The organism is Rhizobium leguminosarum (genome assembly GCF_010668065.1).
Lineage (GTDB): Bacteria > Pseudomonadota > Alphaproteobacteria > Rhizobiales > Rhizobiaceae > Rhizobium > Rhizobium leguminosarum_S.
The window spans coordinates 213,604-229,642 of the sequence record NZ_WUEN01000001.1 but is presented as its reverse complement, the minus strand read 5'-3'; the positions used below and the strand labels follow the sequence as shown (position 1 = coordinate 229,642).

The window sequence follows — 16,039 nt, the reverse complement described above, 5'->3', positions numbered from 1 at the left end:
CCCTCTGGCCTATTCGGCCGCATTCATGCCGTCGACCACGACTTTAAGCTGAGCCACGCGCTCGGCAATCGGCGTGCGCGCCGCTTCCGGCCGGCTGACTCTCGCCAGAACTTCCTCTTTGGGACCGAACGCGATCATGCGGCCGTCCTGCATCATCAGCACGAAGTCGCAGACCGCCAGAACGCCGGACCGATGCGCGATGACAACGACAATGCCGCCGCGCGCCCGCACGCTCATGATCGCAGCACTCAGCGCCCGCTCGCCTTCTTCATCGAGATTGGAGTTTGGTTCATCGAGCACGACGAGGAATGGTTCGCCGTAAAGCGCTCTTGCAAGCGCGATACGCTGTCTCTGGCCAGCCGAAAGCGCAGCACCGCCTTCGCCGATTTCGGTTTCGTAACCGTTCGGCAGACGAAGAATGAGATCGTGGACACGCGCCGCCCTCGCCGCGGCAACCACCGCCTCAGGCGACATCTCCTTCGCGAAACGGCAGATATTCTGGGCAACAGTCCCCGAGAAAAGCTCCACATCCTGCGGCAGATAACCGATATGCCGGCCGAGTGCGTCACCGTCCCACTGGTCGAGTGCTGCGCCATCGAGGCGAATGGATCCTCTGACGGTCGGCCAGATGCCCATCATCGCCCGTGCCAAGGACGACTTACCCGAGGCACTGTAACCAATGACGCCAAGCGCGCTCCCTGCCCTTAGGCCGAAGCTGACATCGGAAATGACCAGGCGCTGACCCGCCGGCGGCCCGCTCGCCAGTCCTTCGACAGTGACTTGCTTGGTAGGAGCCGCGAGCGCAAGGGGGGCTGGAATCTCAGGAATGGTTTTCAGCAGGCTCGAAAGCCGCGCCCAGCTCTGCTGAGCAGAAACGAAACCACGCCAATTTCCGATCGCCGCTTCGACAGGCGCCAGGGCGCGAGAGGTCAATATCGAGCCGGCGATGATAATTCCCGACGAGGCCTGTCCCTGAATGACCAGAATCGCGCCGGTCGCGAGCGTTCCCGATTGCAAAGCAATACGGAAAATCTTCGACAAGGTCGCATATCCGTTGCCGACATCCGATGCCTGCCGGGTGATTGTCCGGTATTCACTGTTCTTGCGGTCCCAGATTTCGGCCATCGTCCCCGCCATGCCCATGGCGTGAATAACTTCGGAGTTGCGGATCGAGGTCTGCGCGAAGGCATTTCTCATATTGGCGGAGTCAGACTGCTTTTTTGAGAGCGTACGCGTTCCCTGATTGGTCATGAACGTCAGGATGGCGAGAACCAGCGCTCCACCGATCGCGATATATCCGATCGCCGGATGAAAGAGGAAGCAGATCACAATATAAAACGGCAACCAGGGCAGATCGAACATCGCTGTCGGGCCCATGCCGGACAGGAAGGTTCTGATCTGGTCGAAGTCGCGCAACGGCTGAAGCCCGTCGCCGCCGATTTTGACCTTCAACGGAGCCTTGATCAGCGCGCGGAACACACGCCCGTTCACCATCTCGTCAAGCGCACCAGCAACGCGCACAAGCATCCTGCTTCGCAGAACCTCGAACGCTCCTTGAAAGGCGTAAAGCATTAACGCAAGCATTGCCAGGACAGCCAGCGAGGGTATGCTTTTGCTAGGGATGACCCGGTCATACACCTCAAGCATAAAAAATGAACTTGTAAGGTATAGGATATTGATAAGCGCGCTTGCTATTCCAATGAAAACAAGCCCCCCCTTGCATTTCCTTAATGCTTTGGACGGCTCGCTGACATCAGCTGCTGAACTCTGAAACACGAAGTAATCCCTCTCTTACCGCATCGCACGAAAGCAAATATGCCCGCGCACACTCCAGTTCCGGGTCCATCACGCCCGATCAATGACACGACTGCCTTGGACCCCGACACCGGCGCCGGACCCGCTTGCAAGTCCACGACCTATTACATGAATCCAACCAAAAAGTGACCAAAAATTCCAATTTATAACGAGCGGTTTCAGGGATTCTGACTTGACGCTACGCTAAATATACCAACCTAAGCAAGTGAAAATCGCAAATTGCCCAACAACGGCGCAGAGGAATGAACGCGTCGCGCGCATATGCGCGACGTTTACTGAGGCATTAACTATAAATTCAATCTATAGTTCATTTTTCCTCTGAACGGCGGAAATATTTTTTTATCCGCATGTCCCCGGCCTTCGACCGCCGACACCCCTTCATCATCAAGCTTTCAAGTGTTGAACAGCGGGGCCGGCGCTCTCTAAATTTGGCGCGATTCAAACCAGCAGGTGCGACGCTTGGCTGCTATGGAACGCGTCCACATTGATATACACGCCGAGCGAGTCGGTATCGATGTGAGAAGCGCCGTCAGAAATCTTGTATTGGAAGGATTCACTGACCTTTCCGCTGAGACCGGCGATTTTCACCGCATCCACGGTATAGGTGTAATCACCATCGCTCTCCACGTGGATGACGCCGTATTTCCCGGTCACCGTCAGGCCATGCTTATCCACTGCACTGTCACCGAAGCGACGAAGCAGCACGGTTCCATTGATTGCGCTATCGTTTTCGATAAGGTTGCCATGATAGGCGCTGCCCGTGTCCGTGGAGATTTTCAGGCTGTCATGGGCTGCGACAATCCTGGGAACGGCGACGGTGGGTGCGGTCGGAACCTGCGCTTCGGCCGCGGGCGCCGGAGTGCTTGTCTGCGTCGGTGTTGACGGTTCGACATACGGCTCCACAACCGGCGTGGTAGGCGTCTGCTCATTGTTGGATTGGGTGTTGCCAGTCGCGGCGTCGACTTCGGCCTGCGCTTGCTCCAGCGTCTTATTGTCGTTGATCGAGAAGGTGCTCTGGAGGACAATTGCGACGGGCATCGTCAACGTCGACACCGCGCTGTCGATGATATTATCATAGAAAGAGCCGGATGCAGGCCTGTCGACCTTCAGCGCCGAGGACGACAGGTCGTCAAAGACATTACCATAAATATCGATATCGGTGCGTGTATAACTTGGGTAACCTGCAGCGCTGATCGACACGCCCCAGACGCCGTCATGAATATAGTTTCCACTGATATCGTAATTTGTCGCATTGCCCTGATCGCCAAGGCCGATACCGTAGGACCAGCTATATCCGCCGTATCCCGAGATGTCGTTGTCGTGGATAGCGATATTCGTACCCGCCTGGGCACTCAATCCAAAGCCGCCGCCGACCAGCGTGTTGCCCTCGACCACGGCATTGACAGCCCGGACCAGCACGAGGACACCCTTGGCGCTGTTGGTCTCCGTCTGCTCCAGATGATTGTCTTTCACCAGAATATTGCTGCTGTTGTTGAGTTGGATGGAGTCCGCCGCTGCACCCTGGCTGTTGCTGACTGTATTGTTGATCAGGGTCACACCGTTGACCTTGTCCATCCAAATGCCATCGGCATGAACCCCGGTCAGCTTGCTGTTCTCAATTGTGATGTTCTGGCTGCTTTGAAAGCTGACCGAACCGGGCTTTCCCGCAAGGCCTGTATTTATCACCTCGACGTTACGAACCGTCCAGTTCGACACATTTCCTGCATATATCGCGTTGGCGCCGGTTTCGGAGATCTTGATGTTCTCGATAACGATGTTCGAAGCCTTGGAACCGTGGATGCCGTCATTGCTGCTGTGAATGACTGGCGCATCGCCAACGCCATAACTGCCGATCGTGATCGGAGCGGCGACGCTGCCGGAGTATTTCAAATCTAACTGTTCGTTGAAAACGCTTCCGGCAGCCAGGAGCACGCTATCACCGGGATTGAGTTTAAGCGCTTCAACAGCGGAAAGTGTCGCGAAAGCCGACTGCTCGCTCACTCCACTGTTCTGATTGGATCCTGTTGCGGAATTTACATAGTAGACGGTCACGCCCGTGATCTCCCAAAGATACTGGAAAATCTTTTACCCGCGGACCTCTCTCTGCCTGCTAAAATGGAACACTAAAATGCGTTCTATCTCGCGATAATTCTTACGCTCCTCGCAAAACATCTTCATTTCTTGAATATTTTGCATTGCAGCAAAAATTGCGTCGCACCGTTATGACGATGTTACCCAATATCTGTAGTGTAAATAAGATTATCTTCCCCGTATCGTATATTAGTTTGCGCCAATTACGTCGCGACATAAACATTACACGATAAACAATGTTACAAAATCATGACACCAGTTACTTCGTCGAAAAGCAGACGCCGGCGCGGGAGCCGAAGCAAGACTGAGTTTTCAGGCTGTAACCCGTAGTGATTATATCAACATCTCATCTGCGCATAAGCACCTCGGCGTATTCTTATAAATTGCCCCTGAATAAACATTCTTCTCCTCTGAAGAAACAGAGGTCCGTATCTATCATTTGGTACTTTCACTTATTATTAACGCAATAATTACCATGCGTTTCATCGCCTTATGCGTGCTACAGGTGTGTCATTATTGTACTATACACCCGAAAATGTTCACTTGCTGTTAACTGCACCCTTGACTCTCTGTATTAAGATATCCTTAATCGACCAGCTCGCTAAAGGTCAGAATTGACTTAGCAAAGAATAATTCAAGGAGAGAACTGATGGCTGTTCACGCAACCGACGATAGTGCAACATTCCTGGAAACCGACGCCATTTCAGGAAATCTGCTTTCCAACGATTCATCCGATAACGGACACTTGTTCCTGCGCGCCTTCGACGGCGCGAGCGTAGGCGCCAAGAGCGGCAATAGCCAGATCACAGAGATCCAGGGCGACTACGGCACCTTCTTCGTCAAGCCCGATGGCAGCTACACCTATGTGCTAAGCGATGCTGCCAAGGTCAACTTCACCAATGGTGAGTTGCTCCAGGAGAAAGTCGCGTACAAGATCTCCGACGGCAGCGGTCATACCGATGTCGGCCTGTTCACCCTGAATATCCAAGGCGTAACCCAGGTAAAGCCGATCGCTGTCGACGACAACTACAGCTTCACCGAAGGCGACGCCATCAGCGGCAACGCGTTGGACAACGACATTGCCGGCGACAATGGTCATCTCTTCCTTCGTCAGTTCGCCAACACGACCGTAAACGGTGATCCAAGCGCAACAACCGACGTCGCCGGCACGTATGGTACGTTCCATGTAAAAGCGGATGGAACATTCACCTATGATCTGACAGCAGATATCGCTCCGGGCGACCAGGTCACGGAAACCATCCAGTTCTACAAGATCTCCGACGGCGAAGGGCACACCGACGTCGGCGTCCTGACACTCAATATCACTGGCGCGGACGCAGAAGTCTGATCGTCAATAGCCAATCAAAAACAACGCCCGCCGCACAGACTGCGGGCGTTGTTTTATGCAAATTGAGTTCGGCCAAGAGAAAGAGCCGCAAGTGCTCAGCCTGTTCGCAACGAGCTCGGAACTTTGAAAAACCCGCCTCGATGATTACTTGCTGCAACGCTGTCGGAACCGCGCCGTCGCGGCCTCTCCGACGCTCGTCCAGCTTCGATCGAAGATTGGGCGAAGCTGTGGGCTGATCTCTCTTATCGTGGCATTGACCCTGCAACGATCGCCCCGTTTCAGCATGGTCATGAGATCGTTGTCGAGCGCGCGCTCTGCCGCGGCGAGTGTTGCATCAGTGAAATCGTTCCAGAAATAAAATCGCGTCAGGATCATCACCTGGTCGTGGGGCGCGAGCGCAACCGAACGCTTCATCATTCCCGCGATCGAGACCGGCTCTTCCGCAATTGTCGACTGCACCGCCGCAAGACGAAGCCAAAAATTGCTGTTCGTCGGCATGCACGAAAGCGCATGCCGCAGATACTGGCGCGCACTCGAGGCCGCAGCGGCCCAGCCGTCGTAATTGACATTGACATTCTGCCGATCGAGTTGCGCCAGAACGAGGGTTACGCCAGCAGCCACGATGTCGGATCGACAATAGTGTCCGTCAACGACATCGACACTGCGCGACGCATATTTGGTCACGACATCATCCGCAACAGTCTCGCCACGCTCGATCCTTTCGGCGACGATCGAGATGCTGGCCGTTCTTATCGAAGCGTAGAGCTCTCGACCGGCCAGCACCACCAAGACGACGGTGACGATAACGAAGGAGATCCTGGTAATCGAAACGGACTGACTGCGGAACATCAGCTTTCGGTATAGTATCGCGAATAACGCTTATAATAATATTCGCTCGAACCGAATGTCCGGTAGAGCTTCATCTGCGACGGGTCGACCTTGGTCAATATGGTACCGACGCATTTCGCATAGAGTTCCGGCTCGGACAGCAGGGTCGACTGCACGACCTTACGCGATGTTTTTCCCCACTCGATAACGAAAACCACCGCATCGAGCTTCGAATTGATAGCGCGCGCATCCACAACCGGCGCCAAGGGCGGCAGGTCGACGATAATATAATCGAAGCTTTGACGCGCCGTTTCAAGAAGCTGATCCATGCCGCGTGACGCAAGCAGCTCCGACGAATGTGGAACACGATAGCGTGCCACCGTCGGTAAAAATGCGAGCTTAGTTTTTGGATCGAGAAGGATCAGATCCTTGAGCGGACGGCTGTCGACGATCGCCTCGAGCAAGCCGGCCTCGGCATGGCGACCGATCGCCCGGGTGGCACCGGGATTGCGCATATCGCCATCGATAAGCAGGCAACGCGCACCCTGCATTGCCAGGAGCTTGGCAAAATTGATGGATGTCGTCGACTTGCCCTCGCCGGGCAAGCTCGACACGACGCCAATGACCTTGCAACGCTGATCGGCAGCACTGAGGTCGATGGCAATCTTGGCGCTTCGAAGCGTCTCAGCAAATGCCGATAGCGGATGCTCCTCGACATAGGTCGTCGTCTTTCCACCCCTGGCGATACTTCGCGGATTGCTGGGATCAACGAGCGTCGGATCGTCGACGTTGTTTTCAATCAGCGGCATGACACCGAGAGACTCGACATCGAGCACGTCCCGGACATCATCGCCGGTGCGGAAGAACCGATCCCGGAATTCGCGGAAGGCAGCTATACCACTTCCAAATGCACATCCCACGAACATCGCGAAAGCAACGACGAGAGCTCTCTTCGGAGCGCTCGGCTTCGTCGGCGTCTCCGCCGTCGTGATGATGCGCGCAGCGGTAATCGGAAAGCTCTGCTGCTGAATTGCTTCCTGGTAGCGCGTCAAGAAGCTCTGATAGAGATTCTTATAGGTATCGCGCGTGCGCTCGAGTTCGCGAAGCTGCACCTGCGTTTCGCCAGCCGTTGCGGCTACGCCGGTCGCCTGCGTGACACTGTCGCGCAAAGAGTTTTCCCGCGACTTTGCGACCTGCAGCTCGCTTTGGTAGCTCTCGGCGATGCGGTTCAACTCATCGAACATGAGCCTTTTATATTCTTCCATTTCCGCACGAAGCCGAACCGCCTGGACGTGATCGGGACCGAGCCGCGCCTCGATTTCGGTCTCGAGCTTGGAAGCCTCCAGATATTTCTTGCGCAGCTCGTTCGAAATGGAGCTATCGAGCACATCCGTGACGATCGCATCGGTCTGCTTGGCGTCGATGATCGACTTGACGCGCGCATATCTTGCCTCGGCCTTCGCTGTCTCGGCCTGCGCATTGATCAATTGGGTATTGATCTCGGAAAGCTGCTGCTCGCTGATCAGCGTACCGGATCCGGCCTCGACAAGCCCATGCTCGCCGCGGAATTTCTGAACCGCAAGGTCGGTATCCAGCGCCTGCTGCCGGAGCTCTTCGATGCGCTCCTGCAGCCATTGGCCGGCCCGGCGCGTCGCCTCGTATTTGGAATTGAGCTTGTCGACCAGATAGACGTCGGCGATCCCAGCCGCGATATCACGCGCCAGATCCGGTGACTGCGAGGTATAGCTGACATCGAGAACGTATGATTTGCCGACGCGTTCGACATCGATATTGCCCGCGACGGTCTCCGCAGCGCTGCGCCGCTTCATTTCCGGATCGGGTGCGACGGCTACGTCATCGGCAAACCACGACCGAAAATTCATGAAGGATTTCAGCGTTGAGACAGAAAAAAGCGAGCTTTTCGGTGCCGTGAACACCGGATTGTCGACGAGTTTCAGTTTGTCGACAACAGCATAGGCGATAGTGTCGGACTTCAATAGCTCGACCTGACTGAGGACAGTACCTTCGTCATCGTCCATCTGGCCAAAAGCCGCCAGCTGGTTGATCACCTGACTATCGCTGCGGTCGATCAGCACGCTCGTGTCGGCGGTGTAGACAGGCACCGAAGTCAACACATACACAATGCCGAGAATGGCAAAGGCGAAACCGCACGCCGCAACCATCCGCCACTGTCGGCGGGCGATTGCGATGAGCTTGTCGAAATCGATGAAATCAGCATCATTTCCGGTATCGCGGGAGGGGTCGATACGCGGTGTAAGTTTATCTGGCGATAGCAATTTCGATCTCCAACAAAGGCGTCAAGCGCTAAGATCTAAGGGCAATTCCAGCTATTGTATGACCGGGACACTCTGACTCGTCGACTCCGTCGGATCGGTAGACGACTGCCCTCCCGCTCCGGCGCTAAGGATCGTCGTCGTTGAAGTCGACGATGAATCATCTGCGCCGGCATTCGAAACCTTCAGCGTACCCGCTGTTGTCGCAGCGCCGTCGAACGGCGTCCCGTCGTCCGCTCCAGGCCCGGTTTGTCCAACTTGCCCGTCATTGCCGATGCCGGATGCGGCGGCGGCAGCACTTGCACCTGGGCCGAGCGCCGCAGTCCCGCCTTCGGCAAGGACCTTTGCAAAGGCTGCAAGCAGCGGCGCCAGGTTCGGATCGGCGCTCGCCGCCTCGGCAACAGCCTTTTCGATCGCCAGCTTGAATTGCGGATCCGTCACCTGGCAGCTGTTTGCAGCCCGTCCGAGACCGGAGCCGATAGCAGCCATCTGTGCGGCACTGGCCTTCTTGGCCTGCTCGATCACTGGCGACAGCGCATCATTGCTGCTTCCAACCAGCGCGCGAACACGCGATGACAAAACCAACGGATCGGACATGTCGAGCAGAACGGCCGGGCTAGCCGTAAATCCGCTGACATCGACGGAAGTCAGATTTGCCGGACCCAAGCAAGCTGCCGCAAAAGCACTTGAATTCATGCCGGCAAACATCGCGACGACAATTCCGCTATATGCAAGCTTGCGATAAACACCTGACCTTGCCATAACCATAGTCCTTCATCAAATCCGCTATATAGGCCGCCGGCATTGATCATCCGTGATCGATGCCGGCCCGCCTATTGCAATCAATTTCCAAGATCCTGTACCGCGTTACGGGTATCATTCGCATCGTCGGCCACTCCGGAAACAGTGGATGATACCGAGTTCACGATGTCAAGGAACTTGACCAGTTCGACAGAGTCCGAATTGGAAATATAGATAATATCCTTGTCTTCCATCTTGAATTGCTGAACGGCAAACAGGGTTGCCGGGTCGCGCATATTCGCACGAATGATCACCGGAACCATTTCACCCGCAAATCTCGTCGTGTCCACATGCATCGCTTGAACCGTTTTCTTCGGAACAAGGCGATAGAGCAGGACCTGAGCCGGGTCGGCGCGGTCGTCGCGCAGGCCGCCCGCCTTGGCGATTGCCTCTCCAAGGGTCAGGTTGGACTCTTCGAAATCGAAGCGACCGCTGGTGCCTGCGGCACCCAGCGCAAGATAGGTGCGGCGCTCATGATCGATCGAGACCGTATCATCTGGCGCAACATAGATATTTTCCGCCGGGTTCTTCAACAGCGTAGTGTAGGCGACGGTTGCCGTCTTGCCGCGACGCTGCAGCGTCACATTCGTCTCGATATTGTTGGTCGTCAAACCGCCCGCAGCGGAAATGATATCGAGAACACGCTCACCGGCCGGGCTGATCTCGACGCGCTGGGGATTGTTGACATCACCGAGCACAGCAACCTGACTGGAGCGGCTTGTCGTTGTCGTGATAACCACCTGCGGTTCGATCGCGCGGCTCGCCAGGCGATCCTCGACGTCCTGCTCTACGGTCTCCTTCAGGCGACCGGCAGCCGGAACCCGACCCGCATAGGGAATTGTGATCGTTCCGTTTCTATCGATGGTCTGCTCTGGCAGCGAGATGTAATTGCCGGGTCGGCTACCTGCATCGGACGGAATGAAGAGACCGCCGGACTGAGCTTCAAAGATGGCAACCGAAACGACATCGCCGTAACCGAGCGGAATTTCGGGCGCCCCGCCTCGACCACCACCAAAACCTTTGAACGAGGTCGGCTGGGGAGCGGTAAAATACGACAGGACGTTCTTGCTGAGATCAACCAGGGCGTAGTCGATACCGACCCGACGTTCCTTCGTTGTCACTTTCACCGCTGCATCTCGATCAACGTCTTTGTGATCGGGACCGGATCTTGGCAACGAGGTGCAGCTTGCCAATATAGTCGTAAGCGCTACAACAATGGCGACGCGTGTACTACCGATACGAGAACAACCCATAGAATACCCTGCGTTTACGCCCCTGAAGCTACTGCCCCGCGATCTGACAAAATACAAGACAATCCCCGATCAATAACACTTAAAGCCGATTAACATTCCCCTAACTGTGGCAGGCTGGCAACGCCGAGCCCCTTAGGAAGCGAAAAACGACTTCGGTCCGACTTTTCTTGCGTCGCAACAATCCGAAGGCTGCACCCGCTATAAAATTTCTTGGGTTTCAGAGTCAACCGTTCGCACCTGCACAATCGATCTTTTCCGAAAATCTTATTAAAATCCATCCATTTAAACTTTACGTGGTTAACGGCCGCTCATATGCCATGTCCGCGTTTCCATTGCTACGTCCGAGGCATATCGCGACAACCGCACTCAGGAAGGCGGAGTAAAACACCGCAAAACCCGGTATCTGCAGCGAAAAATCGACCGCCGCATGAAGGGCGACCAAAACGGTCGCCGCCAAGCCAAGAAGAACATAGTGCCTGAGACGCCGTCGTTGGACGAGCCCGCGCCGGAACACTCTGGCAAGCACCGAAAAGGCAAGGACTGTCGCAATCGGGAACAATATTCCGAGGCCCAGAAATCCTTCGAGATAGAAATTATGCGCACGGTCGAAGACCCCGAAAATTCCGCAAGCCGGATCGCGGTAGGCGGAAAACACCGTCCGGAAGGTTCCGAGCCCCGTTCCCGTCAACCAATGATCCGAAATGGCACGCCATATGCCCGGCAGAATGCAAAACCGATCATCATCCTCGAGTCGCCGCTCTTGCGCGCGCAAAATCGCCTGGCCCGCAAACACCGTCAGCAGCAGCACGACGAAACCAATCGCCGAGAGGAGTTTCAGCAACGAACGCCATCTTGGCGCCGGTCTCAGATGACGCCTTGAGCCGTTCCAATTGATGACAAGCCATGGAAAATAGATGAGAGCGGCAACAAAGGTCGCAAATATCCCGGCGCGCGAGCGGCTCAGCATCAGCGCGGTGAAGCATGCGCATAAGAGCAGGATATAGATCCACGATCTCAAGAGAAGCGCGTTTCGGCCCGGCTCGCCGGGCGGATAGTTCGAATAGGCTCGGGTAATGTCCCTGACCAGGGTCAGCATCAGCAGCGTTCCAAGCCCGAGGAAGGTCGCGGCGGTATTGCGATTGACGAAGACCGCAGTCAGGCTGTCGAGGTAGGCGCGTTTCTCCACGACGATCAGGATATTGGGAAACAGCAAAAACTGCAGCAGGCCGAAAACAGCGATGATGCCCGCCGTAAGCCCGAGCCCGGTGAGCACTTTCCGCGCACTCTGATCGGTATCGCATAAGAGCAGCCCGGTCAGAAACGTGACGAAAGGCAGGGCAACCCAGAGGATCGACGCCAGCGTGTCGGCCGGTTCGACCGAGATCGCCGCGGACTGCGCACCTGCCAGGTCACGCGCGGCATTCCAGGCGGGGTTCGCCAGCCAATTGGAGGGCAGTTCGATGGTTTGGATGAACGTCCAGCCCGCCAGTACGACGAGTAGAAACAAAGCGATACTGAAAACCCATCTGCTTTGTCTCGGCTCTCCGAACAGCAGTCCCGAAATGATGGCGAGGGCAAACATCCCGATCGCAGCGAAGGCGAAGGGAAAGGGCGTGACGCTCCCGAACGGTATGAGAGTCAATATAACGAGGCCGATGAAGGCAAAAAGCAAAACCTCTCGCAAGACCCGCTTATTGATGAGGTTGGAGAACATGTGAATTCGTTTACCAGAGTAGGCGGCGACCAATTGCAACCGAAGAGATTAATTTACTCGTACTAACATAAGTTGAACATCAAGCGCTTGCGTGCTAAAGTGTAACAGAATTCCACATCGTTTAAAATTGTCGCGAAAGGTTTAAGCCAATCGAGACAAGGCCCGGCTATGCTCCTTCCAAGCAGCAGAAACGGGACAGATATTCTGCGCCCAATACTTGGCAGATCATCAGATCGCCATGCCATTGACCGAGAAAAAAGGCAAGCCTGATCTCAATCGGTTGCCCTGAACGGGGATTTAAGAGATGAAGAAAACAGTCGTTACACTTCTGGCACTGGCCTTTACAGCAGGCAATGCATGCTCGGCATTTGCCGCCGGTCCCGCTGGTTTTGCCCGCGGCCTGACCGGTAGTTCGGCGGTCAGTTATATCTCTGAAAAAGGCAAGATCATTCCGCCTTTCGCCCAGGTGCTGTTCTGCGCCCAGAACCCGACCGAATGCCGCGACAACAATGGTTTGGCGGTCGTTGCGATGACGGACAAGCAAATGCTGCAACTGAAGGACGTCAACACCGCCGTCAATCGTACGATGATCGGCCGGAACGACTCCCGCAACGAACTGAATGGTGACGTCTGGAAGGTGAATGTGCGCAGCGGCGACTGCGAAGATTTCGCTTTGACCAAACGCAGCCGGCTGATCGCGATGGGCTGGTCGTCGCGCGCTTTGCGGATCGCGACGGCATATACGCCCTCCGGTGAAGGACATGCGGTCCTCGTCGTCAGAACCGACAAGGGCGATCTCGTCCTCGACAACAGGAAAAGCAGCATCAAGAACTGGCACGATACCGATCTGCGCTGGGACAAGATTCAATCGGGAACAGACCCCTACGTCTGGTACCGGCTATAACAGCCGAGGCAGCGACATAGACTGATTGATCCTGTTTCCGGATTGAAGTCGAGCCGGCTCTGACGAGCCGCTCGACTTGTCATATCGCCCACACAAACCTATGTTTTGGCTATCGACGGGGCAGCGCGCGGCAAGCTGCGGTGCCCGGAGTTCGATTTTCGATGTGGGTTTCAGGCGATCTTCGGTATTGTCTTTTCGTCCAGATTAACTATGACGAACTCATGCTGCGACGCAGCATGACGTTCTACTCTAATGATTTGAGGGAAATATGCGCATCACGATGATTGGATCAGGCTATGTCGGCCTCGTTTCAGGCGTTTGCTTTGCGGATTTCGGCCACGACGTCATCTGCGTCGACAAGGATCTGAGTAAGATCGAAGCCCTTCGCGAAGGCCGCATTCCGATCTACGAGCCGGGCCTGGAGCAATTGGTGGCGGAAAATACCAGCACCGGCCGGCTGTCGTTTTCGACGGATGTCGGCGAAAGCGTCCGCAGCGCCGATGTCGTGTTCATCGCAGTCGGCACGCCGTCCAGGCGCGGCGACGGCCACGCAGACCTTTCCTATGTCTACGCCGCGGCACGCGAGATTGCCACCTATGTGGAAGGCTTCACCGTTATCGTCACCAAGTCGACGGTGCCGGTCGGCACGGGAGACGAGGTCGAGCGCATCATGCGCGAAACCAATCCTGCGGCGGATGTCGCTGTCGTTTCCAACCCCGAATTCCTGCGCGAAGGTGCGGCGATCGAAGATTTCAAGCGCCCCGACCGTATCGTCATCGGCCTGAACGACGACCGGGCGCGCGAAACCATGACCGAGGTCTATCGTCCGCTTTACCTCAACCAGGCACCCTTGGTCTTTACCGACCGCCGCACGTCGGAACTCATCAAATATGCGGCCAATGCATTCCTTGCGATGAAGATCACCTTCATCAACGAGATTGCCGATCTCTGCGAACGGGTCGACGCAAACGTCCAGGACGTTTCGCGCGGAATCGGTCTCGACGGCCGTATCGGCTCCAAGTTCCTGCATGCCGGCCCCGGCTACGGCGGTTCGTGCTTCCCCAAGGATACGCTTGCCCTTGCCAAGACGGCGCAGGATTACGACGCGCCGATGCGTCTCATCGAGACGACGATCTCGATCAACGACAACCGCAAGCGGGCGATGGGACGCAAAGTCATTTCGGCCGTCGGCGGAGACATTCGCGGCAAGAAGATCGCGATCCTCGGCCTGACCTTCAAGCCGAACACCGACGATATGCGCGACAGCCCGGCGATCGCAGTCATCCAGACCTTGCAGGACAACGGCGCTCAAGTGGTCGGCTACGATCCCGAGGGCATGGAGAACGCCCGCAAAGTAATCGAGAACATCGAATATGCGAGCGGTCCCTATGAAGCGGCCGCCGGTGCGGATGCGCTTGTCATCGTCACCGAATGGAACCAGTTCCGCGCGCTCGATTTCAGTCGCCTGAAGCAGTCGATGCGCGCTCCGATCCTGGTCGATCTGCGCAATATCTACCGCAGCGACGAAATCCGCAAACACGGCTTTACCTATACCGGCATCGGCACCAACCTTTATCAGGAAGCGACCGGCGCCTGAGATAGCCCGTGAACTTTTATTGTCCTGACGCCGCGGAGCGCAAGTTCCGCGGCGTTTGGTTTTGAGGATGACGCCGGAAAGAGTAGGCGTTTTCGGACGACACCATGCTTGCCGATTTACAGGATCCCGACCCGCGTTCCCTTTATTGTCAGCACAGTCAGCCGGCCCGTCGCCGAAACCGCAGTGTCGATACCGATGCGTTGCGGACCGAATGTCGGGATTCGCGCCGGGGTATGGCCGTGGATCACCAGGACAGGAAGCTGCGGCCCTTCATCCAGGAAGGGCTGACGGATCCACATGAGGTCGCTGTCTTTCTGCCTCTTGAGGTCGATGCCCGGCCTGATGCCCGCATGAACGAAGAGGATCCTTCCCATCCGCAGCATGACCGGCAGCGATTCCAGAAATTGGATATGCCGCTCGGGTATCATGTTGCGAATGACTCGGGCGATTGTTTCGCTTCCAGCCGCCGACTGCAGCAGATGCTCGATATCGATACCGTATGAGTGCAGCGTCTCCGTTCCGGCAAAGCCAAGCCATTCAAGAATGCGCGCCGGTTTGCGATAGAGATTCACCAGCTCCGCGTCATGATTGCCGCACAGGACGAAACGTTGAAACCCCGGCGGCGGGGTCCTGCTCAGGAATTCCAGCACCGCGCTCGAATCCGGCCCGCGATCGACATAATCGCCGAGCATGACGATGAGCTTCGGCCCCGGAATGCGCGCGGCATCCTCCTCGATGCGGCGATGTGCCTCGACGAGTTCTTTATAACATCCGTGAACATCGCTCATCGCGTAGACCGCAGCGAATTCGCCTTCGGCAAACGTCAGCCGAGCGCGTCCTTTACGGTTGCCAGCCAGTATCGGTATCTGTTGTCGCCATGGCGCTAGATAGTTAAACATGGAAACCATTTATGAGACCCGACCGAATGGCGGGTTGTCCGAAACAATCCATCTCTTATCCATCGCTGCAACGGCATGAGGCTCAGTGTTCATAAGAATTTGGCCTGATCGCGGCTCCATTGAAGTTGTAACCCGAACCAATTGCCGCATTCAGAGCGACATAGTCCTTCGCCATTTGCTGCACCGCCTGCGCCAGCTTCGCCTGACTGGTCGCGACCGAACGCTGCGCATCCAGCACATCAAGCAAGGAGGATTGTCCATCCTTGTAGCTCCCGATTGAAAGCGCAAGAGTCTCCCGCGTGGTCTTCACCTCAGCGCGCAGCGCCCGCGACTCGGCAACGCCGATATTGGCCGTTGCAGCGGCGAGGTCACGCCCCGCCTTGCGGATGTAATCATTCATACTTGGGAGGGTGCCGCGGTTAATATTACGCTATAATTTGCTATATGATGGTTAATCCGGCGTTAAACCGGCGATTATTGCGTTTCTCGCGACGT

11 protein-coding genes and 1 pseudogene are annotated in these 16,039 nt (G+C 56.1%); 3 read left to right on the top strand and 9 right to left on the bottom strand.

Going from position 1 to position 16,039, the window contains the following annotated elements; all coding sequences use genetic code 11:
- Positions 1-9: 9 nt before the first annotated feature.
- Together GR198_RS01050 and GR198_RS01045 are read right to left on the bottom strand one after the other, a co-directional pair.
- Positions 10-1,776: a type I secretion system permease/ATPase gene (locus GR198_RS01050; protein ID WP_029872370.1), complete on the bottom strand. Its 1,767-nt coding sequence runs from the start codon at positions 1,774-1,776 to the stop codon at positions 10-12.
- Positions 1,777-2,253: 477 nt separating this feature from the next.
- Positions 2,254-3,867, bottom strand: coding sequence for a right-handed parallel beta-helix repeat-containing protein (locus tag GR198_RS01045; protein WP_029872371.1), 1,614 nt, complete (start codon positions 3,865-3,867; stop codon positions 2,254-2,256).
- Positions 3,868-4,555: 688 nt separating this feature from the next.
- Between GR198_RS01045 and GR198_RS01040 the strand changes: the two genes are divergently transcribed.
- Positions 4,556-5,254, top strand: a complete 699-nt coding sequence (locus GR198_RS01040) for an Ig-like domain-containing protein (protein ID WP_029872372.1) — start codon at positions 4,556-4,558, stop codon at positions 5,252-5,254.
- A gap of 144 nt (positions 5,255-5,398) precedes the next feature.
- Here the strand turns inward: GR198_RS01040 and GR198_RS01035 are convergent, their stop codons facing one another.
- The 5 genes from GR198_RS01035 to GR198_RS01015 all read right to left on the bottom strand — a co-directional run bounded on the left by GR198_RS01035 (position 5,399) and on the right by GR198_RS01015 (position 12,144).
- A complete protein-coding gene (locus GR198_RS01035) occupies positions 5,399-6,103 on the bottom strand; it encodes a hypothetical protein (RefSeq protein ID WP_029872373.1) in 705 nt (234 codons plus the stop codon).
- Entirely contained in the window at positions 6,103-8,379 is a 2,277-nt protein-coding gene (locus GR198_RS01030) for a polysaccharide biosynthesis tyrosine autokinase (protein WP_029872374.1), read from the bottom strand. Before GR198_RS01030 ends, GR198_RS01035 begins: the two co-directional genes overlap by 1 nt.
- Positions 8,380-8,430: 51 nt before the next feature.
- Positions 8,431-9,144, bottom strand: a complete 714-nt coding sequence (locus GR198_RS01025) for a hypothetical protein (RefSeq protein WP_029872375.1) — start codon at positions 9,142-9,144, stop codon at positions 8,431-8,433.
- Positions 9,145-9,218: 74 nt separating this feature from the next.
- Positions 9,219-10,430 carry a polysaccharide biosynthesis/export family protein gene (locus GR198_RS01020; RefSeq protein WP_050573674.1) on the bottom strand — a complete coding sequence of 404 codons (1,212 nt, stop codon included), beginning with the start codon at positions 10,428-10,430 and terminating at the stop codon, positions 9,219-9,221.
- 289 nt (positions 10,431-10,719) lie between these two features.
- Positions 10,720-12,144 (bottom strand): O-antigen ligase family protein, encoded by a 1,425-nt coding sequence (locus tag GR198_RS01015; RefSeq protein WP_029872377.1) that lies wholly within the window; start codon positions 12,142-12,144, stop codon positions 10,720-10,722.
- Positions 12,145-12,448: 304 nt separating this feature from the next.
- Here GR198_RS01015 and GR198_RS01010 point away from each other — a divergent pair, with 304 nt between their 5' ends.
- Together GR198_RS01010 and GR198_RS01005 are read left to right on the top strand one after the other, a co-directional pair.
- Complete coding sequence (locus GR198_RS01010) at positions 12,449-13,048, top strand: transglutaminase-like cysteine peptidase (RefSeq protein ID WP_029872378.1); 600 nt, start codon at positions 12,449-12,451, stop codon at positions 13,046-13,048.
- Between the two features lie 268 nt (positions 13,049-13,316).
- Positions 13,317-14,645, top strand: coding sequence for a UDP-glucose dehydrogenase family protein (locus tag GR198_RS01005; RefSeq protein WP_029872379.1), 1,329 nt, complete (start codon positions 13,317-13,319; stop codon positions 14,643-14,645).
- Between the two features lie 116 nt (positions 14,646-14,761).
- On the opposite strand, the gene GR198_RS01000 is transcribed toward GR198_RS01005, so the two are convergent.
- Both GR198_RS01000 and GR198_RS35625 read right to left on the bottom strand, forming a co-directional pair.
- Positions 14,762-15,553, bottom strand: coding sequence for a metallophosphoesterase family protein (locus tag GR198_RS01000; protein ID WP_029872380.1), 792 nt, complete (start codon positions 15,551-15,553; stop codon positions 14,762-14,764).
- A 73-nt stretch (positions 15,554-15,626) separates the two neighbouring features.
- Positions 15,627-15,869: pseudogene (locus GR198_RS35625) on the bottom strand (TolC family protein); the annotation flags it as partial.
- Positions 15,870-16,039: the final 170 nt, after the last annotated feature.

What these genes read in the sequence shown, in the direction of transcription:
- GR198_RS01005 (WP_029872379.1), top strand. Translation starts at nt 13,317, where the DNA reads ATGCGCATCACGATGATTGGATCAGGCTATGTCGGCCTCGTTTCAGGC.
- GR198_RS01015 (WP_029872377.1), bottom strand. Translation starts at nt 12,144, where the DNA reads ATGTTCTCCAACCTCATCAATAAGCGGGTCTTGCGAGAGGTTTTGCTT.
- GR198_RS01025 (WP_029872375.1), bottom strand. Translation starts at nt 9,144, where the DNA reads ATGGTTATGGCAAGGTCAGGTGTTTATCGCAAGCTTGCATATAGCGGA.
- GR198_RS01035 (WP_029872373.1), bottom strand. Translation starts at nt 6,103, where the DNA reads ATGTTCCGCAGTCAGTCCGTTTCGATTACCAGGATCTCCTTCGTTATC.
- GR198_RS01040 (WP_029872372.1), top strand. Translation starts at nt 4,556, where the DNA reads ATGGCTGTTCACGCAACCGACGATAGTGCAACATTCCTGGAAACCGAC.
- GR198_RS01010 (WP_029872378.1), top strand. Translation starts at nt 12,449, where the DNA reads ATGAAGAAAACAGTCGTTACACTTCTGGCACTGGCCTTTACAGCAGGC.
- GR198_RS01000 (WP_029872380.1), bottom strand. Translation starts at nt 15,553, where the DNA reads ATGGTTTCCATGTTTAACTATCTAGCGCCATGGCGACAACAGATACCG.
- GR198_RS01020 (WP_050573674.1), bottom strand. Translation starts at nt 10,430, where the DNA reads ATGGGTTGTTCTCGTATCGGTAGTACACGCGTCGCCATTGTTGTAGCG.